The sequence below is a fragment of the Desulfovibrio sp. JC010 genome, assembly GCF_010470675.1.
Lineage (GTDB): Bacteria > Desulfobacterota > Desulfovibrionia > Desulfovibrionales > Desulfovibrionaceae > Maridesulfovibrio.
On record NZ_VOIQ01000014.1, the window covers coordinates 36,276 to 57,275 of the forward strand.

Here is a 21,000-nt window from a genome sequence, read left to right on the forward strand (position 1 = left end):
AAAAGGATTAATCGCCATGTCCACGAGTTTCATCTACCACGCCTTGGGTCTGCCCGGCTATGAGTATGTTCGTCAGGATTTTGTTGCATTTATAGAGGGATCTGTTTAATTGTTGACTTATGTCTTTATTTCAATATAGATTTTTGCTTATATAGGCATTGGAGTTTAAAAATACGAGCGAAAATTTTTTTGAGTTTGGAGGTTGGGTGGAAGTGTCTATGCAGAATGTGGCCGGATTCTTTTCAGGTATCATTAAAACTACAACTCCTTTTCTCTTTCTGTGTGCGCTGGCGGCTCTTGCTTATTATGTGTTTTTTGCTGTGGTGGAACAAATCAGGAAAAAACCTGACCGTGAGTTTACCTTGCGCTCACACATGGCCAATGTTGCGTCGCTTTTGGGACTCGTTGTCGCTTTGTCTATAGGCGGGACAATTGACAATACTTTCCCAAAGAAGGTGGTCGCAGGTGTGTCTCCTCTGGGGTCTGTATCCGGGCCGGTGGAACCAGTCCCGGTTGTAGTTGAAAAGTCTGTGCTAAAGATACTGTCCAATAAAATTGAAGTAGTTGATCTTTATAATGAAGCAAGAATTCTCTTTGATGAAAAAACCGGTGATCGTTCCAGTAAAGAGGTTGACGCTATTAAAATCATGATGGTTTTTAAAAAGGATCTGCCGGATGAAAAGGTCGCTTATGGAATTCTTGACGGTGCGATACGCATGTATCTGGCTGGTGATAAATCCGGTGCGCTGAAGTGTATCGATTTTGCTATGCAAAATATTTAAATTGAGGTTGTTTTCTAGTTTTTTAGTGGGGGGGGCTTGTGGATATTTTGAAGCGTATTTGGGGTGGGCTGCAATTTGCGGCAATGTTTTTAAAATATATTCCGATTCTTATCGCCGTGTTTATAGCGGGATTTGTGGACTGGGCCTTCTGGGTGGACCGGGCCAAGTTTAGCGGGAATGATATGGCTGATAGTGTAGGACTTTTTTCGCTTTATGCTTCTTGTTTAATTATTAGCTGGCAGATTGTTTATGTTCTCTTTTATGCTGGCAAGCTGCTCCTATTGAAGAAAGGCAGGCTTCCCTGTGCGGCAAGCCAGAATGTGAGAGAAGTGTGCATTGCCAGCGGTATTTTCGGTACATTTCTTGGCTTTTTCCTGTTGTTCGAAGGCTTGGAGTCGGGAAAAGGTTTCAGTCTGAGTGACGGCAATCTCGAAAGTATTACCCTGGCCATCGGCACCAGCCTTACCGGTGTGGCACTGGCTATCGGATACGATTTCCTGTTTGAACGGGTCTGCAATTTTACTGAATCTGATATCTATGACCGCATTTTAAGAAGCCGTGGCTTTAATGCGTCTATGCGTATCCTGAGAAAAAGAATGCATCTTTTGGCTGTCAATATTAAATTGATAGATAGAGGTTTGCAAAATAATGATATTGTAGCACCTCTTAATACTTCGATCACTAATCTGGGGCTCTTTAACGAGCGGGTCCGCTCCGCAACTCCTTCAAAGGATATGGTGGAGAATATTGCGGACATTGCCCAAAATATTAAGTTGTTGAGTAAAGATGCTGCGCTGGGTGAGCTTGCAGACAAGCTGGCTTCTATCAACGAAAATCTGATTACGGTTGAAGATATTAACGCCTTGTCTGAAGCCCTGCGAAAAACTACCGCCGCTTTGGGTGCGGTGGATATAAATGTGATTGTCAATATTTCAACTCAGATTACAACAGCATTTAACAACTTGAGGGACGGTTTGGACTATTTGGGACCAACTGCCGATCTCGGTGAGGCAATTCACAATCTTGAGCGGAATATACACGCCTTCAACGAAAGTACGGTGCTTCAGGAGTTGCAGCAGAGGCTTGCCGAGATCAACAAGAATTTGATCAGCCCTGCAGAGGTGCAGGCTTTGGCCGCAGCCGTGAGAGCCGCCACACTGACTTTCGGGTATTTGGACGGGGAGCAGCTTCTTGATCTAAGGAATCAAATTCAGGATGCCTTTGCGCGCATAAATGACAGTCTTGCAGGGCTTGAGCCCGGTGCCGACCTTGCTGCAGCAGTTAATCAGCTTGAAGCTGATATACGTCATTTCAATGAAAGCGCATTGCTGGATAGAACGCATCGCAGCCTTGCCGTAATAAATGACACCATGATTGATCCTGTGAGAATTCAGGACTTGAATCATGCAGTAGGAGAGGCGACACGTGCTTTAGAGGGATTTGGTGAACTGGACTCTTCTGGTTTGGCGCAGGTGTTGAAAGATATTCGGGAGCGTATCGGCAGTCTTGTGCCTTCAAAGGAAATTGTTGACGACTTCGTGAGTATCGCCGGGCAAATCAGGGCTATAGCCGACCTTGATCTTGCAACTGTTCTCACCGAGTTGCGTCGTACCGCAGGCGCATTTGCCGATATTCCCTATGGCGACATCCAGCAGATGCCCGACAGAATTCGTCGTATTGCCACTGAGATTGAGGAGTATGCAGATGCCCTTACAGCCGGGGCCGGAGCTTTAACAGTGACCGGTCCCCTGCGTGAGGCCATTGACAGCCTGACCGGGGAGCTTGGCCGCATACCTGACATAATTTCTGAAAAAACCCTTGAGAGGATGGATGAACAACAGTTTCCTGTACGGCAGGAAGTCCAGTATGTCCGCGAATACTATTCACGGTTGACCGAATTGCTTATCAATATCCAAACTATGCTGGCTAAAAATGAAGAGCTTCGGCGTTAGAGGGTGGTGGTATAAATGAGTTTCAAACGCAGAAGGAGTCTGCTTTCCCCTCTTGTGGATCTTTTCATGATGCTGGCCTTGTTGTTTTTGGTGCTCTACCTGGCTGCGGATGGTCGCGGTCAGGGAGGCTCGTTTAGCTTTCTGGAAATGAAAAGGGGGGGGACTTTCGCTTATAACAGTGACAATATTGCAATTGAAGCCGCCCCGGCAATAAGGCAGGCCTTTTATAATATTGTTTATTCCATTAAGAGCGACTGGCGTGATCTGGGAGTGGACAGACCTAGAAGATATTACCGCCTGATTGCCAATTCGGATTCTCTTGAATTCCCCGGCAGCGTCCGAAACAGCAGATTGAGTCTGGACCGGGCTACCAGTGCGTTGGTGCTGGGAATGATGGAACGAGCAACTTTTAACGAATTGGTGATCTATAAGTATCTGGAAGTTCTCAAAACAAAATTAGGTAAGGACTATGCGGGACCGCAAAATCTGGCCGAGTTCAGGAAGAAACATTATCGCTGGCTTTATACCAATGACTATTCTACTCCCAAAGCTAATGGAAGCTGTGCCTTCCTGTTGATCTGGTCTGATCCGGGTTTTACGCGCGACAAGGACAGTCTGCTCTTGAAAATTGAGAAGGAGCAGATCTCATATGCATATTTTGCTATGGACAGCAAAATTGGATTTGACGAAGAAAAGCCTTTTTACCGCCTTATAACGTACAGAAGTGCCTATCCAGAGTGCGCACTTGATGTCGACAAGGCTCATAGAATTGTAGCCGCTGCACTGGGCGGGCTTGAATTTCGGCCTGTTAAAAATTCATTTATTCCCCTGCAGGAATATATCGCGACTCATGTGCGGGACAGTCAGGCCTTTCCTATTTGCAGGACTAATTATCCGTATCTTCCCTTTCTTCAGGTTTCCTCAAGAGCCTCCTATTTGTCTGACCCCTATGTGTGTACACAGTCGGTGCAGGAGATATCCAGAAAGCTGAAGGAGCGTATGGCCAAGGAAAAAGACAGTAAGAGGTTGGAGCTGTTGGGACATGCGCTGGGGTATCAGGATATGTCAGGCAACAAAAGAAGCTATTTGACTAATAAGCTGTTTAGTTCCGATACCAGTAATGTGGATCGATTTTTTGAGAAAAACGGTCAGGTTGTGAATTATCTCCTGAGCAATCAAAAGAATCGGGAGTTTATGGTCAAAGAAGTCTGGTATGAGGTTGTGAATGGTAAAAAAATAAACGTTATTAGAGATATCGTTCTAGGCCTTGAGATAATGAACAACAACCCTTGGGCGAAGAACGGCACAATTTTTAATCGCTGTATGAAGAGTTACCGTGTAGTTCCAACCCCTCTGGAAAAAATACCCAAAAATGAGCGCCAGGCGTTTAAAAAGGCGTGGGAAAAGGCGCAAAATTGCACTAGCAGCAAGAAGGTAGGGGCGGTTCATGATCGGCTGACAATTTATGCGCTGATGAAGGATGCCTGTAGAGAGGCTGTAAATAATCCTGATTTATTTAAAACATATAGAATCTTATTCCCTGAATCCAAAAAAGTGAAAGCGAAAATAATAAGTTTAACCAGATGGTTTCTATGAAAATAAGCTTATTTATAGTAAAATTTACTTTTGCAGATAAATATGCAATAGGCTTTATGTGGATAAGTTGTCATGGATCATATTGTCTTATCGGGGAGGAGTCATGGAGGAACCGGCAGGAAATAATGGTGCTCGGGAAGCTGGATATGTTGCCCGCTCGCCTTTTTCGGTTGATATTGTAGCTGAGTCCCATGCGATGAAGCAGGTGATGGAGCGTTGCCATTCTTATGGCGGGGTGCATGGTCCGGTGCTTATTACCGGAGAATCGGGTACAGGCAAATCGTTGGTGGCCGGCCTTATTCATAAGGCTTCAAAACGAAAGGGGCGTTTCTTGCGTCGCGGATGCGGAGAGCTTTCCGGCCCTACCGCCGAATCCTTGCTTTTCGGCCATACCGATGATGCCTACACCGGAGCCCGAACTGCTCAGGAAGGAATATTCCATCAGGCTGATAAAGGAACTCTGGTTCTGGATGATATTGATTATCTTCCCAAGAAATACCAGCCGAGACTGATGCGTTTTTTGGATGACGGAGCTTTTTGTCGTCTTGGGGAAACCGGGCGACCTGTGGTTGTGGATTGCCGCTTTGTGGCCACCACCAATAAGAATCTCGAATCATACGCCAGGGAAGGGCATTTTCTTGAAGATCTTTTTTATAGGCTGATCCGATGGAGGGTGCATATTCCTCCGCTTAGGGAACGTCCGGCAGATATACGCGAACTGGCAATCTTCTTCCTGCGGCAATTCCAGCAGGAACATCCTGACGACAGGGATACGGATTGGTGGTTTGAGGACGATGTGCTTGATATGATGTGCCGCATGGACTGGCCCGGCAATGCCCGTACTTTGAAAGCCGCTGTGCAAAATATAGCCCTTGCGGATCACGGTGGAAACAGGCCTATTACCCGAATTCAGGCTATGAATTATTTCAATTCTGGTGGCTGCGGGAAAGATTGCGGCAATCTTCAGCCCAATGAAATTCTGCAGATATTGACCGATTCAGGCTGGAATATCAGCCGGGCCGCCAAGATTGCGGGAATGGCTCGCGGCACCCTTTATAAACACATTGATAAAAACGGGTGGAAAAAGGAATAGCGGTGTTCATTGAACAGTTGTGTGCTGTTCGATGAACACTTTTTTTGTCCGATGATTTAAGTAACCTTTGGTATATTAGATAGTTTTTTGTGGCATACTGCTTGCTCTTAAGCTGGTAAGGAGTGATGTCATGAAAGTAAATAGATTTTTGCTTATAGTTTGTGTGGTGTTGGCGGCCGGGATTGTTTCGGTTGAGCGCGGCTTTTCGGCTTCGCAACCGGACGATGCTTTTTCGGTGCGTAAAAATATTTACGTCTATCTGGACTGTTCCGGTTCTATCATCCAAAGGGGGGGGAAGGCCAAGGGACAGAGTCCGCATTCACTGCTCATCCAGATGATTGAGAAGGCCCTGAATCCCGCAGCCGGATTTGTACAGCCTGACGACCGTGTATTCATAAAATTCTTCTCCGACAAGCTGGAGTCCGGTGGCAGCAATTCCATCGACGGTCGCGATACCGTCGCTCTTGATAAGCGGCTTGAGCAATATGACAATCACGAAATTTCTTTTGCCTCCAACCTTGATGCGGTGATGGCGGATATTTCAAAGGTGGTCAGCAGCACCGAGAATGAGCAGGTCTACAATTTTTTCATCATCGCCAGCGACTTTGTAAATGATCCTGTTCCCAGCCGATCATACTGCACAGCCATAAGGGCCGAGAGCCTGAAGGCCAATATTGAAAATCTGGCCGACGAATCCTCAGCCGTATTTTCCGGTGACGATCCCCGCAACAAGATCGTCATGTTTGTTTTTCCTCCGCCGGAATCCTCCAAGCATGCACAGTGTTACATGCAGCATGCCATAAACATGGACCTCATGGTCGGCAGGCTCAATGCCCTGCGTATCAATTATGGCAATGACGATCCCTCCGGCGTGCTGCTCGACAATCTGCTCGACAGCTCTACACGCTGGCTTGAAATCGAAGATTGCGAGTTTGTGGTCAACTCCAAAGCTCATTACCCGGACATGCTGCTCACCGTAAAAAACGCAGGTATCGTGGGAGTCAGGCTCAAGGATATCCTTGTCAGCAGGGATAAGAGTGCCATCCCCCTTCCTGAGGAAACTGCTCCATGGCGGATAAAATCCGTGAATGTCCAGCCTAATGGCAGCAGGAAGGTTTCCTTTATTCACAACCCGGACATGAAGAACGATTACCGGGATTTGCGTACCATCATGCTTAGTACTTATCAGGAGCCTGAACCTCTCAAAGGGGCTCCGCACATGTTTTCCGTTGATATTCCGTCCGGTAATATCCGTATCCTGAATGTTTCAGCCTCCCTGATTCCGGGCAAGGATGCACTTGTTCGTTTGAAAGGATTTGTGGAATCACGCACCGAGGAAGGTGGAGCGGTTATTTTCAGTGCTTATGCCCGCGAGAACGCTAAAATCCTTATGGAGCATGACGACAAAAAGGTTCAGCAGGATGAGGAGCTTAGGCGCTGGATTCATATTGACGTGCCCCGTAACAAAATCAACGATCTTGATGAACTGAGCCTGCAGGTCCGCATGGGCACCCTTTCCGCTGAGAAAACCGTGGATATCACCACCTGGGAATACTTCAGGGTATGGATTCTGTGCGTGCTACTGCCCGTTCTTCTGGGGACTGCGTACATAGCCTATTATATTATAAGGCTCAGGAGGCTGGAAGCCCTCGGATGGAGCAGTGTACTTGCCTTTGTCATTTATGTGGCCAACCTGTCCCTTGCGATGTCATGGCTCATGGGCATGATCGCCTTTAAACCGCTCTGGGCTATCCTGCCGGGAGCGATCTTCACGGCCCTCTGGGTCTATCAACTCATTTCTCTGGTCCTTTATCCGTACATGGATAATTTCCTGAAAAGCACCAACCGGATTCCCTTTGAAGCATATGCCGTCAAGCTTTACGGCGTGGCTTTCGCTGTCGCTTCCGTAGTCGGTGTGGCCGCTTATTTTACCCTGAACATTTTTGCCGGATAGCCCGTAAGGAGATAACCATGGCTGATAAGTATTTTCCCGCACTTATTATAGGAGTCGGAGGTTCCGGCATCAGGACCCTGCGTTTTATTCAAGCCCAGGCCTCAGAAGGCAAGGATCCGGAACTGGCAAGAATGCTTGATAACGGCACCATTCAGCTTTTGGGGATTGATACCGACGCTAAAAGTAATGCTGTTGACGAAGTGGTCGACCCTAATCTGGTCAATGCCGAGGGCGTGCCCGAAGGACAGCGTGAAGAAGCCCCGCGCATCCTGCCCCGGCTCAAGAAGTGGATCACCATCCCCACTGAATCCATCAATGACGCCCTGCCCAAGGTGCATGAATCTTTCATGCCCCGGCAGGATGATGACAACGAACGCAGTGCCCATATCGTGAACGCTTCCGGGTTGGATATTCCGCACAAGAGCATCGCTCGCTGGTTTCCCCGTGCCGACCCTGAAACCGGTGACCAGATCACCATGGGCCATTCCAAGATGGGCGGTGCCGCCCAGTGGCGTCCGCTGGGACGTCTGGCATTTTTTCTGGAATCCAAGAGAATTTACGAGGAGATGCAGCAGGCCTACACGCGTATCAAGGACCAGACCAATTCTAACGGTCCGGTCCGGGCCTACATTGTTTCGTCGCTGGCCGGAGGAACCGGAAGCGGCATGTTCTGGGATGTGGCCTTTTTTTTACAGATGATCCAGCGCCAGACCCGGACAATAGGCACCTTCATCCTTGCCGAGCCTTTTCTCGCTGTAGATGAAGGAGGGCGTTTGCAGCCTAATGTTTATGCGGCTCTCAAGGAGATGGCCTGGCTTAAGAACTGGCGGCGCAGCGAAACCATCAAGGTGGAGTATCCCATCGGTTCCACCAAGAAGGTGTTTACCGGCAAGCCCCATTCCACGCTTGTTTTCGATATGGTCTACCTGTACCAGTCCTTTGCTCCGGGGTTCGGTGTTGCCGATTACAGTAAGGCCACCATCGACGCCACCTGCTTTAGGGTCAGCCAGAATATACTGGCCCAGCTGAGGACTGATCTGCACGCGGTGCTTGATGTGGGGGCCAACAACATGAGCAGTGATGTCACGGCCATGTCTTCGTCAAGGGAAGCTTCTTATTGCTTTTCCACTTCCGGAGCTACCCAGTTCCATCTCAGTGTGGCCGCGCCTCTTTATACTCACTTCACCAGCCAGTGGACCCGCACCCAGCAGGAGGAGTTTTACAAGATCCAGTACAACCCGGTGCCGCAGGAGGATTTTCTCGATTCCATCGGCCTCGGTGAACTGGATGTGGATGGACGCGAAAGTTTTTTCGATCTCTGGATGAAACGTCAGGTTGAGCAGATGATGGTAGAGGGCTCACCCGAATTGCGGGAAGTGTCCGGGCGACTTGAAAAAGGGCGTGAAAAGCTCAGCGGTGTTCCCCTTGGCGGCAGCAGTGACCGGGGTAATGATAATACTGACGGCTACAAAAACTGTGCCTCTGATCCGCGTCAGGTTTATAATGATTATGTGGACGATGATCTCAAGAAGACCTTGCGCCTATGCCAGAAAAACAGGGGTGACTTCACCGAAAGTTTCACCTCTGTGGAACGCATGTTTGATACCGAGGTTAAGTGCCGTCTGGATGAATTGCTTAAAACAATGGAGTCCGGGGTGGAGTCGTTCCTTGAGGGCAGTTCCATTCTGGACAAGCGGGGGCGGGCCATCCTGTTGCGGCTTATGAATGAGCTTGATGAGAATATGAAGGTGGCATCCCGGGATAATGATCTTAAATTATTCTGCCCAATTGCCTACAGTCAGGCCAGCATTTATCTGGACGGCGGCAAGAGGTTCTATATGCCCCTTGGGTTGGGGCGTTTTCCGGACAAGGCCCGCCGTGCGGTTCTGGCTGTTTTTGACGACCTGCTGGCCCAGATTTCCAATAAGAGCAGTTTCGACAGCGATGCCCTTGAAAATTATTTCAGGGAGATATGGAACAGGCAGCGCAAGCAGTTTCAGAAACTTCTGCGCAGGATCGTTGAAGAAGATGAAACTCGTCAAGGCAAGCAGGGATATATCTACAAGGTTATAAATGAGCTTGAAGACGAAATGGATAAGCAGCCCAAGGTTGAGGCTGAAAAGAGTCAGCTGGAATCATTGTTTCGGGCCATGGTTCCCGAAGGCAGCACTCTTGACGGCAGCGAAGCATGGTTCCAGAAACATTCATTGGCTCTTAACCGCGAGTATGAAGAATATCTTGAAGGCCGTCTGGATAACAAATCTTTCGGCAAGGGTCGCAACAACACTCTTTTTCCTTGTCAGGACCATGATCAGGTTCACAGTGCCCTGACTGTACTTGTGCGCACACTCAAAGAAATTGAAACAGATACCACCGCCGATGAAGATGGCAGACTCAAGAAAAGTTCAACCGCGCTGGTCGATTATTTTGAGAAGTTGTTTCCGGCCAATGAATCGCTTTTTCCCAGCGGCTCTCAGGTGAACAGGAATGTTGAAATCTGTGAAGGGATCATCCGTACCACCCTGTTGTATTGGACCAACCAGAATAACCTGCTCATCCAGCGGGCCGGAGGCGAGGACGGACTCAGGAGACGGCTTGTGGCCTGCCGGTCCTCGGTGTTCAGGAACGGAGTTATTGAGAACACGCTGCGCAACCGCCATCTGGTCATTATTCCGCCTTCCAGCAGGGAAGGAAAGCGCAATTTCCAGAGTGAGCGCCGTGAAATCCAGCAGATGTTTCATAACGTGAGTCAGGAAGTGGTCCAGACTACTCCCTCAGTGGCCAATACCGGCTCCGATGCTCCAATTATTTATTATGATGATCTGTTCCGTTCTCCGGAAGAGGTTAATCGAATCAGGGAATATTACGAATCCTATTCTCATTATTCATCTAATTCACGTCGTTTTTTTCACGCCTGTGCCGACTGGGCCGATTTTGAGGAAGTGGTGGGCGAGGCTGTGGACCATGAACCGGTTTTTTGCGGCAACCCGGGCTGTTCGGTCAACATCCGGCGTTATTCTCGCTCGGAAAGTGTCTGCCCCGGCTGCGGGCAGCCTATTTGGAACCGTTGCGGAAATGAGAATTGTGCTTCGGATAACGTACTTGATCTGGTGCGCAGCCATCAGGAAGAGGGCGGAGGTTCCATCCCTTATTCCTGCCCTGCTTGCAAAGGGGATCTCAAAAACTACTGGTGGGAATGCCCGGAACACCTGAAAAAGGTTCCGGCGGACAAGTCTATCTGTCCGGATTGCCTTATGGAGTATCAGCAGGGAACCCGTCCCTATGACAAAACCGGAAAAAGGGCTGGGCATCAGGTCACTTATTGTCCCGGTTGCCTGAAGCTTACTGGTGGCGACGAGAAGAAAAGTGTCAAGGTGCCCCGTGAACTGGAAGCGATGTTTCGCAACGGGGTCAACGGGCATGATACACTGCCGTTTGATTCTCTGGTCAAAAAGTACAAGCTCAATCCGCATATCTGCCCTAATCAGGATAAGATCCATTACCTGTTCCCCACCTGCTCCGAAGACCAGCGGGACAAGGGCAGGGTTCACCATGTCTTTCGCAATGAGGGCCGTTTTTATTGTTTGAAGCATCCTGACATCCATTTCCTTGAATGCCACAGCTGCCAGTATCCAATTGATGAAAATGATGAGGAGCTTAAAAATAAGGGTCAAACCACCTGTCCGAGGTGTTTTACCGAGCTCAGGCGCTGTGCCTTTTGCAGTGACAAGGAAAAGAAACTCTACCGCAGCGACAACAACAAATGCCCCAATTGTGGAAACCTGATGAGCGTCGGTGACAACATCGAGAAGATCTCTATCGAAAAGAAATACAGGGAACCTGCCTTTTGCCGGAACCTGTTTACCTGCGAGGCCGGTTCACGCCCATGGCAGACCGCGACGGAGTATGATCTCAAAAACTGCCGTGTCTGCCCGGAAAAGCTGGGCGAATGCAGTCGCAACTACGGACGTCTTGAGCCCTCGGCACTGCTGGCTCGTCAGGATCTGCATTTTTACGTGGATTTCTGCCCCATGTGCATGGCTCTGCTCGGAAAATATGATGACAAGGGCTATCTTAATGAACTCAGCGGCGTGAAGATTCTTGAACATTTTCACGAGATATATAAGAAGGATAATGGAAATGATTCCAGGCGTTTACAGGGGCGTTGTCCCATCTGCAGCACCAAGCCGTTCGAGATTATGAACTGGATGGCCCTGGACGGTTTTTTTATGGACAACCAGCCTTTGAGCAGGCTGCATTTGCACAGAGAGTTTACCGGTAACGGTTCCGTTGCCGATGACCTGCCGTCCGGGGTTTACATGGATTCCATCATGAGCTGGTGCAACAATAACGGAGTAACCCACAAGCCGGAGTTTGATTTCAATATCGGCTTCAGCATCCTGAGTATCGTGCACCGCAATCTTGATGATAATGCGGCTTATGAAGCCATTAAGGGGCTTGAGCGGTATTACAGCATGGTTTTCGATTTCAAGTCTACCAAGAAGGAGCTGATCAGTGTGTTTGATACCAGTTCCGTTACCGGGCTAGGTCTCATGCAGCGTCTCAATTGTCTTGAGGACCGTTTCCTTGAGCGCACCCGTCGTGAAAAACAGAGCGTCAGTTACGGTGAAGGCAAAGGCAGTGGAGGTTTCTGATGCACATGGGGAGGTGGATCGGGTTGGCCCTGGTCGTGATATCTGCGGTTGTTCTGTCCGGGCATGCTGCCCGGGCGGAGCATTCGGATGATAGTTATCAGCTGTATTTTTATGTGGATAAATCAAATAGTCAGGTCTCCTCTGAGGGGGAATCTTATGCTTTTGGCAATGCGGAAAAGCTTGAGGCTGCCATTAAGGAGGATAAAGACCTTATCGCTCGTTGCAATAGGGAAATGTATGAGTTTGCAGATATTGTTGTTGAGGCAGGGACAGGAAACGGCCAATTGAATGAAAATATTACCCGTCTTGGCTGCGTGTATGAAGATATCGCTAAAAAGATAGATGCAATATCAGATGATGATGATAAACAACATGTTTTTTTTATTGTCAGTGATTTTGTTGATTCCGGTGATGATGGGTATATTGTTCAATGTGATTTTGATTCATTTAATAGATCAACAGATGTTTTTAGAGATCTTGTCAAGAAATTTAATGGCAGGAATAAATCGAAATTAACTTTAATTATTAGTGTGCTGGCTCCTAAATCATTCTCCGGAGCAGCGATCCAGCCATGTGTTAAATATTTGCAAGATAAGTTTAAAAGCGAGTACAGTGGCCATCAGAAAGAATATAAGAATATCAAACAGGTTAAAAAGATAGTTCAGGAGGTGCGCAGATTTGTACTACTAGAAAGGTTAAAGCTGATACCATCAATTTCAAAAAAGGATATAGTAAAAATACGTATTTTGAATGATAATAATTGGCCGATAAATGCGAAAATAAATGTATGTGACAAGTTGTACTATGGAGAAGGTAATAACTATAAAGGATTGATAGAGTATAAGTCTTCTGTGACTGTAAATGGGAAGGATTATCGTGATATAAATATTAAAGTAAATAAGGATGGCAATGTAGACAGAGTGAAAGAGTTTGGTGTCTATGCGGATATAGTCACAAACAGTACCGTGCTGCATAGATATCAGAAAAATAAATTAAGTTCGAATATTATTAAATTCAAATTTCCTAGTGCTAAATTTGATCTTTTTTTTGAGAACGGATTCATTACTAGATTTCGCTGGAAGCACAACTATGCGGCAGCAGTCCTTCCTATTCATTCTGATAACTATATAGCATGCGCAACTGTTGAGGATGATCCTTTTAAGATATTTATATCAGATGCTGATATTAATCATATGTTTATCCTCCAGAGGGACAAGAAACAGAATGGGATACCTGAGTATATGCGGCTTCTCATTCCAACCCACGAAGCTTACAAGTCATTGCAAAACGCCGATATGACACTGGTCAGGTCCAATGTCGAATGGGACAGGATAAAATTCAACGATCTGGATGGCATTGACGATTTGCTGATTGAAATCGACCTGTATACCTACGGATTTATTGCCGTATGGGTTTTACTTGTTCTGCTGTTTATTGCCAGAGTCAGTCCTGCCAACAGCATTGCTTTGATCTGCTCGACAGTTCCCATTCTATTCGTGTTGCTTGAAGTTATTTTCAATACGAGCGGACCGTTTTCCTACAAGTATTTCTGGTGGACGGAGATTGTTCTTCTGTTCATTCTTTGTGTGGCTCTGTTTTACAGAGTTTCGATCATAAGGTGGTCGCAAAAAGTCCGGGTGGCCCACGGTCAGGTTCATACTGACAGGTGGTGGCACCCTGTTCTTTTTTCGGTCTTGTTTGTGGGGCTGCTTTTCTGGTACGGCTATCGCGCCTACGGCGTATTCTCCAAAGTATATGTAAACGACTGCTACGATGTGGAGGTGCCTTACAGTGCGACAAAATAACTCTTTTTTTAATTCCAGACCGACCCTTTACATCGGGCTCGGCGGAGCCGGAATCCGGGTGGTCAGCACTTTGCGTTCTTATTTGCGTACTGTGCATCCCGACATGAATAAATCTCTGTGCCGGTTTGTCGGCATAGACATTGAATCTGCATACCAGCTTCCCCATGAAGAAGGCGGAAACGGGACTGAATATTCGGCTTTGGGGCCCTTGCGTATCCTAAATGATATTGATCCCGGGGGCCGTGACTCATGTCTCGATTACCGGGTTGCCCTTGACCTTGATGCCACAGTCACCGCGGTGACCAGAATGAAATCCGGTGCCGGGTTCGGCGAATCATATCCTACGCTCCGCGATTGGTTTCCCGTACCAGAAGGGCTGACCGAGACCGCCCCCTATCATCTGAGCAAGACCGCAACCGGGCTTTTATGGCGCCCGATCGGTCGTCTGGCGTGGGCTTTTAATTACCGGTCTATTTATTCAACTCTTTCAAGAGCTTATTCTGAACTTAGTCAGGGACGTTCCCATTATGTGCGGGCAGTGGTTGCCGGATATCTTGGCGGCGGGGTTTGCGGCGGGACATTCTGGGACGCAGCTTTGATGCTGCGCCGTATGGAAAGCGAAGTGGATTTCGAGATGCTGGGTTATTTCATGCTCCATGCCACGGAGTCGGACTCTTTTCCGGAAGTCCACCGCCGCAATAACGTCGATGCGGCTCTGACCGAAATGGATGCGTACCTGAAGCGGCCTGCCGGAACTCCCCTGCAAACTTATACCCCCGGTGCGCCGAGAGGGGAAAATCTCTCCGGATATCCTTCGGCCAGTCCGGTATTTGATCGTATTTATCTGTATAAACCGAAACGAAGTCTTGAAGCAGGCAGGAGCGAGATTCTGCCGGGCCATTCGGATTGTCTGAAAATGGCCAAGAATATGGCGGCCTTTGTCACCCCTTCGATCAGCGAATATGTCTGCTCAGTACATGCAGCACTTTCGTCTGCAGACCGCGCTGGCAGTGGAAAGCCTCGGCTGGCGGTCTCGGCAAGTTTTCCTTTTGAAATGTATGATCTGAATGAGGCCGCCGGGGTCCTGAATGAGGCTCTGAAACTGACCCGGACCGTAGATCCTGTGCCGGAAGATGGACCGGATGCTTGGAAGGAAAGTGTCCGGGCTAAATCAGAGGGTGATGAATCCGGCAGAAATAAGATTACAGCACCCGCGTCCGGTACAGATACGGATTTGTCAGGTCGGACTTATACGGAAGACGATAAAGTTCGAGATCTGTTGATTGATGTGCTGGTCAGATGCGTGTTGCGCATTTTGCTGGAAAAAGAATGTCCAGATGAAGCAGCTTTCCGCAAGGTCATGGGCGAGTTTGATCTGGGGCTTGATATGGTTTCCTCCAAAAGAATAATCGCTTCCGCCGACAACCGGTATTGTGGTCCTTTATGCTTGCTTGTGGAAAAGGCTTCAGCCGGTAATATTCCCGGTGTGCTCAACAAGTTCACGGTAATCCAGAAGAACCTGTACGCCGTGCAGGATAAGTACGAATCTCTGAAAAAGATGGCAATGCCGTATCATCCTGCGGAAGACATAACCGGACGTCCTTTAAGGGACATTGTTAAGGAACTGGATGCCGAGGGCCTCGTGCATCGAGAAAAAATCAAGAAGCCTCTGGCGGATGAATCGTTACCTGTTTCTTTTGCCTCACAGGACAAGGCTGTGGTGGATTTGGCACTGGAAATTGTTCGACAAGGTCTGCTGCAAAGAGCCGGGACTCATAAGGTGGGGACTGATATATCATGCAGTGAATATGAGCATGATCTCTACGGGCTGTTGCGAAACTCGGCCCATTTAGCGAAAGATTGGGAATATGGACCCTACTCCGGGGAAGTAACTCTGCTTCAGGAGCGTAGGTATGCGGGGTTGCTGGACGTAATCAGCGAGCCGGATATGTTCAATTCATTAATGGTAAAAATTAAGGATATTTTTTGCCGGCAGGATGAGTGGCTTAGACGGGGGGCTGCACAGGCCAGTGATGCCCGTAAAGGTCTGGGTGCAGTGCGTAGTATACTGGAAAAGTTGAATCTGGGCCTGCACGAGAACAGGTTTCCTGATTCGGCACTCGGGGGTTTTGTAAAAGCGTGTTTGTCAGGAAAATGGGAAGAATTTCGGGACTTGTTTGAGAAAGTTAGCGAGGGCAAAGTGCCTTCAGATCCCGCAGGAGAAGATGGAGGGGCAGGTAGGTGAGCAGTAACAACAGGTTTGAGACTAAAACCTTTTCGTTTGATTTTGTTGAAGACAATTTTGAAAAGTGGAGTGGTTTGATCCATTCGCCTGCCCTTGACGAGTTCTGGGACAGGATTTCCGGCTTTGCCGAGGTTGCTTTTGAAGCGGATGGAGCAGCTGTTGCGAAAAGTGAACTCATTGAGGATCTGGCCCGTCAGATTGCCGCAAAATTAGGAGCACATAAGGATGGTTCGTACATAGGCAATGACGTTGTCTCGGAAGCTTTAAAAATAGTTCAAGCAGTGGAATCAGCTGACCGGATCGGATTCTATACGGCCCTGATTCAGGGGGTGCATGGGCTTACGGAAAAGAAAGGTGATGCTTTGCAGAATGGTGATTCCAAAAGTGTGGGAATGCTGTTGGGCGCGGTGTTGGATGTTTTTACCGCAAGTGTCAAGGAGTCTCTTTTGGAAAAGGATATCAGGCAATGGTTGCGGGACGGGCAGACCCTGCTGCCTGAGAACCTGCCTGTTCCCGAGAGGACAAGGGTGGTCGTCTACAGTGGGCCGGCCGGGGATACCTTGAAAGACGGGAGTATGGGGGATTCGTTGTTCAAGTGCGGATTGGAAGTGTTTCATGCTGATGTGGAAAAGCGACTCGGACCCTCTGCCGTTCCCCAGCTTTATTTTGAGGACATTAGTTTTTCCCTTGATGCTGTTTGCAGCGATGGTGTTGGAGGTAGGGGCCGTTTTGAATCCATGCCTGATGATGAAAAAAAATACTATTTTGTGTTTCCAGAAGTTTTTGTGTCTCAGAATCACGAAGAGAGTGATGAAGATTAGATTGTTACCGCACTGGCTAAGAAAACCGGATTCAAGGTTACAATGTAAGTCCTGTGTTGTTCAGATTGAATTGCCAGTGCTGTTTGGATGGTTTATTCTCCCACCAGCTAACTGTTTTTTTGCCTAAGATAAATTCGTCAGAATATCGGGTGTTGAATTATAAAGGAGCTGGTAGATGTACAAATATATTAAGGATCTTTTTCAGTCTTTCTTTGATGTTAAAAAATCGGAAGATCCTGCTGCATCGATAGGAAAAGACACTGCACAAGAAGAGCAAGTTACATTCGATAAAGAGTCTTTTGATTCGGAAGATGTTAGAGTCTATGCCCTTTCAACCTGCATTCACTGTAAGAATGCTAAGCGATACCTCGATAAGTGCGGTGTGAAATATAATTGTGTTTATGTAGATGAGCTTACTGGTGGGGATCGCAAGGAAATTGTACAGGAAATCAAAGAGCACAATCCTTCACTGTCCTTCCCTGTAATTATGATCAAAGAGACTGTGCTTGTTGGCTATAACAAGGATGAACTCGCCGCAGTCCTTGAAAAGGAATGGAAAGAATAATGGATGCCAAACAACTTTTCGAAATTTTGAAAAAAATCCAAGAGCCCAAGGGTTACTGTTTTAACTCCGATATGGATATTACCATGACGCTTCTGGAATCGCTCCTCAAGAATAAGGATCGCTACGGTTATATGGCATGCCCTTGTCGCCTTGCAAGTGGAGAGCAAAAAAATGACAAGGACATTGTCTGCCCATGCAGCTACCGCGAGGACGATGTTGAAGAGTACGGTTCCTGTTACTGTACTCTTTACGTCAGTAAAGAATACAATGAAGGCAAGATCGAAAAACAGGCCGTTCCTGAACGTCGGCCCCCGGAAAAGATTTTCTTTTGATAATCACCAGCCTCCAGTGACCAGATCAAACCAATCAGGATAACCTTCAATTTTCATAGAAATAGGCATTGATCCGATGTTTTACTCCCTTTACCTTGCACGAACCCCTGCAGCGGGTTAAAATCTGGCATGACTGTATAACCCTAGCAAACTTTGGAGGGCAGGTATGTCAGTGGAAAACGCCAGAGCTTTTATTGAAAAGGTTAAGTCGGACGGTTCGTTCAGCGCACAAATCAACAATGCAGAGTCCAAAGAGGCGCGTGTGCAGATTGCCAGAGAGGCAGGCTTGGAATTTACTGAGCAGGAATATTTGGAGGTAACTTCGCAGCTTCCCGCTTGGACCATGGATGACTGGCTTGCTGCCCGGCGGGCGTACGATTCATACGAGACAAGCTGGCTGGCCGGTGAATTCAATCCCTGGCGTATTGATCTTAAGTAGTATTGTGTTCGCTTAAGCCTCAGACTCCCCAATTCCTTCAATGGGCAGTCTGATTATAAACGCCGTGCCTACACCTTCTTCGGATTCTATGTCGATGGTGCCGCCATGTTTTTCGACGATGATGTCATGGACTATGGCTAGACCCTGTCCTGTTCCTTTGCCTACTTCTTTTGTGGTGAAGAACGGGTCGAATATCTTATGCATGTTTTCTTTTGAAATTCCGCAGCCGGTATCTTTGATGATGATGGTGGCAAAAGGAGGTTCAAATTTTGTGGTCACAGATATTATTCCTTTCTGCTCCCCATCTTTATTATCCGCTATGGCGTGTGCTGCATTTACAATTACATTGAGCAGAACCTGATTGATTGCTCCGGGCAGGCATTGTACCGGAGGCAGGTCCGGCTCAAGGGCGGTTTCAAGCTCTGCCGCATATTTCCATTCATTACGGGATACTTCAATGGTGTTCCGGATGGCTTTGTTAATATCAACTGCCTTTGGTTTTTCTTCTCCTGAGTGGGAAAAATTCTTCATGGCCAAAACAATTTTGGCTACCCGTTCAACTCCTTCCAGTGCCCGGTCACAGGCTTTAATGGATTCGGTTTCAATGAATTCCAGATCGATATCATCTTTGTGTTCTTCGATCTCTTCAAGAATTTCACTTTGTGTGTCAGAAGATTTTGCTTTTATGTATCTTTCATACATTTCCAGCAGTTCGGTGGTGTCGCCGTAGGCTTCCTTAACAAAACGGATGCTGTCGCCAACATATTGGATGGGCGTGTTGATCTCGTGCGCAATGCCTGATGCCAGCAGTCCTATGGATTCCAGCTTTTGCGCTATGTTCAGCTTTCTTTCAAGATGCTTGCGATCCGTAATGTCAAATACTACCTGCACAAGGTGGGTCGTTCCGCTGATGTGGATTTCAAAAAGATGGCGTGAGACAGGCAGCGGGGCTGAATCCTTCAGGGTTAGGATTCCTTCTTCGTATGAACCCTGCTCATGCCAATTGGGGCAGAGCAGGTCTTTTTTGGTGTCGGAAGTGAAGCTGAACTCTGTCTGGCAGGCGGCATTAAGAATTGCATTGCGACTCATGTTGAGCAGTTTTTCTCCTACACTGTTGCAGTCGACCATCATGCCAATGGTGGGGTCAAAAACGAATACAGCCGCGCCGAGACCTTCGAATATAGTGCCCAGAAATTCCTGATGTTCCGCCTGCTGGATGAGTACTTTTTTCTGCTCCGATATGTCATGGACATTTGCCAGAATAACTATTTCCCCGCCCAGTTCAATGCGGTTCAAAGCTACCTCTACCTCAAAAAGATGGCCGTCTTCAGGGCGTCTGGCTGTCCACTCAAAAAGCACTTTCTCCCCGTTTAGGGCCTGCTTCCATTTTTCATCCAGAATTTCCAGATCTAAATCCGGGGCGGAGTAATCATCCTTAATATTATATTGAACGGCTTCTTCTTTGTTTACTTTATACACTTCAAGCATGGTGTCATTGACAGTTATAATGTCGCCTTCAACATCGTGGATGAAGATGGAGTCGTGGGTGTTGTCGAAGATCAAGCGCATGGCTGTCTCGGCTTCCCGTCGTTCCTGCACTTCTCTGGTCAATGCATCTGCCTGTTTTTTCAGGGCCGCTGTGCGTTTCTGCACCCTTGTCTCCAGTTCATCGTTGATCTGCATAAGGGCTTTTTCTGCATGGCTGCGGGCCTCGACTTCATTTATCAGCTGTTTGTTTTTCTGTTCGATTTTTTCAGCCTGCTTTGCCGCTTCCTCTACACGGATATTGAGGACAAGGTTACGGGCGTTGATTTTGATAATGAAAATTCCGCCACCCAAAAGGAGTAAAGCCAGCAATATCGTATAGATGAGAAGGTTGCGCGGGGAGATTGTTCCTACTACTTCCGCTTCGGGGGTGATGCTCAGCAGTGAAAAGGGAGTCCCTTCCACCACGGACCGCACAATAAATGTTTGCAGTGGTTTTCCCTGCTGCTCAAGGTCTATGAGAAGCTCACTCACTCTGCCTGCGGGAATATTCCGGTTGCTGGATATCTTTTCTGCCAATTGCAAAGGGATTTCATTGAAGGGGCAGTATACGTCTTTGTCGTATATCAGGTAGTTAAAACTTTTCAGTCCGGAGTCAGGGCTAGAGCCTTCCTGAAAGGGCAGGATTTCTTTTGCATTGAGCCATGCCAGAATGGTTCCGACTTTTTCTCCCCTGAACATGTACGGAAGCATGAGTATAAAACAGGTCTTGTCTTTGCTTTTCTTAAATACAATCCGGACTTCTTGGTGAATCAGGTCCGGGGGTATAGGGGCCTTGCATAGCGTATTCCTTGTTCGGCCATGTTCATTGTCGGCAAGAATTTTTTTGGACTGGTCTACAAAGACGAGTCGTGAGTATATGGGAACATCATTGATCTGTTTTATTTTGATTATCCGGCTAAACAGTTCGGATATTTGTATAAGGCTGGCATGAAGGCCGTATTCAGGGGCCATCCCCAATGCCTTGTTGTCAAAGTAGCTCAAAAGCTCCCTGCTGGCGGAGAGGTCGATAAGGTCATTCCGCCTTTCGGAAAAGAAATGGCTTAATGAATCGGCCTCCCGCTGTGAATACTCGCTGAACTGTACTAATGATGCTTTCCGTAAATCCACCTGTGAGCGGTAGTTTGTCCAGATGATGGATATGACGAAGATAGCTATTAAAGCGAGTGCCGCCGGGATAGCTTTATTGCTTTTGAACAATAGAATCTCCTCTTAG

Annotated in this window: 13 protein-coding genes; 12 read left to right on the forward strand and 1 reads right to left on the reverse strand. The window is 47.6% G+C overall.

Translation table 11 applies throughout. The annotated features are described in order from the left end of the window. Nucleotides 1-218: 218 nt before the first annotated feature. The 12 genes from FMR86_RS15595 to FMR86_RS15650 all read left to right on the forward strand — a co-directional run bounded on the left by FMR86_RS15595 (nt 219) and on the right by FMR86_RS15650 (nt 18,239). Nucleotides 219-782, forward strand: coding sequence for a hypothetical protein (locus FMR86_RS15595; RefSeq protein WP_163352333.1), 564 nt, complete (start codon nt 219-221; stop codon nt 780-782). Nucleotides 783-820: 38 nt separating this feature from the next. Then, a complete protein-coding gene (locus FMR86_RS15600) occupies nt 821-2,734 on the forward strand; it encodes a hypothetical protein (RefSeq protein ID WP_163352334.1) in 1,914 nt (637 codons plus the stop codon). Between the two features lie 15 nt (nt 2,735-2,749). Further along, nucleotides 2,750-4,330 (forward strand): hypothetical protein, encoded by a 1,581-nt coding sequence (locus tag FMR86_RS15605; protein ID WP_163352335.1) that lies wholly within the window; start codon nt 2,750-2,752, stop codon nt 4,328-4,330. Nucleotides 4,331-4,433: 103 nt separating this feature from the next. After that, nucleotides 4,434-5,423 (forward strand): sigma 54-interacting transcriptional regulator, encoded by a 990-nt coding sequence (locus FMR86_RS15610; protein WP_163352390.1) that lies wholly within the window; start codon nt 4,434-4,436, stop codon nt 5,421-5,423. A 130-nt stretch (nt 5,424-5,553) separates the two neighbouring features. Beyond that, nucleotides 5,554-7,377: a hypothetical protein gene (locus tag FMR86_RS15615; RefSeq protein WP_163352336.1), complete on the forward strand. Its 1,824-nt coding sequence runs from the start codon at nt 5,554-5,556 to the stop codon at nt 7,375-7,377. Between the two features lie 17 nt (nt 7,378-7,394). Further along, nucleotides 7,395-12,032, forward strand: coding sequence for a tubulin-like doman-containing protein (locus tag FMR86_RS15620; protein WP_163352337.1), 4,638 nt, complete (start codon nt 7,395-7,397; stop codon nt 12,030-12,032). Further along, complete coding sequence (locus FMR86_RS15625) at nt 12,032-13,837, forward strand: hypothetical protein (protein WP_163352338.1); 1,806 nt, start codon at nt 12,032-12,034, stop codon at nt 13,835-13,837. The genes FMR86_RS15620 and FMR86_RS15625 overlap by 1 nt, the downstream gene beginning before the upstream one ends. Continuing rightward, entirely contained in the window at nt 13,824-16,082 is a 2,259-nt protein-coding gene (locus FMR86_RS15630) for a tubulin-like doman-containing protein (RefSeq protein ID WP_163352339.1), read from the forward strand. Before FMR86_RS15625 ends, FMR86_RS15630 begins: the two co-directional genes overlap by 14 nt. Continuing rightward, entirely contained in the window at nt 16,079-16,903 is an 825-nt protein-coding gene (locus FMR86_RS15635) for a hypothetical protein (RefSeq protein ID WP_163352340.1), read from the forward strand. Before FMR86_RS15630 ends, FMR86_RS15635 begins: the two co-directional genes overlap by 4 nt. Before the next feature lie 175 nt (nt 16,904-17,078). Continuing rightward, complete coding sequence (locus FMR86_RS15640) at nt 17,079-17,468, forward strand: glutaredoxin family protein (RefSeq protein ID WP_163352341.1); 390 nt, start codon at nt 17,079-17,081, stop codon at nt 17,466-17,468. After that, nucleotides 17,468-17,800, forward strand: coding sequence for a ferredoxin-thioredoxin reductase catalytic domain-containing protein (locus FMR86_RS15645; protein WP_163352342.1), 333 nt, complete (start codon nt 17,468-17,470; stop codon nt 17,798-17,800). Before FMR86_RS15640 ends, FMR86_RS15645 begins: the two co-directional genes overlap by 1 nt. 166 nt (nt 17,801-17,966) lie before the next feature. Continuing rightward, the gene (locus tag FMR86_RS15650) at nt 17,967-18,239 is read left to right on the forward strand and encodes a Nif11-like leader peptide family natural product precursor (protein ID WP_163352343.1); all 273 of its coding nucleotides are present in this window, start codon (nt 17,967-17,969) and stop codon (nt 18,237-18,239) included. 12 nt (nt 18,240-18,251) lie between these two features. Here the strand turns inward: FMR86_RS15650 and FMR86_RS15655 are convergent, their stop codons facing one another. Continuing rightward, a complete protein-coding gene (locus FMR86_RS15655; RefSeq protein WP_163352344.1) occupies nt 18,252-20,984 on the reverse strand; it encodes an ATP-binding protein in 2,733 nt (910 codons plus the stop codon). Nucleotides 20,985-21,000: the final 16 nt, after the last annotated feature.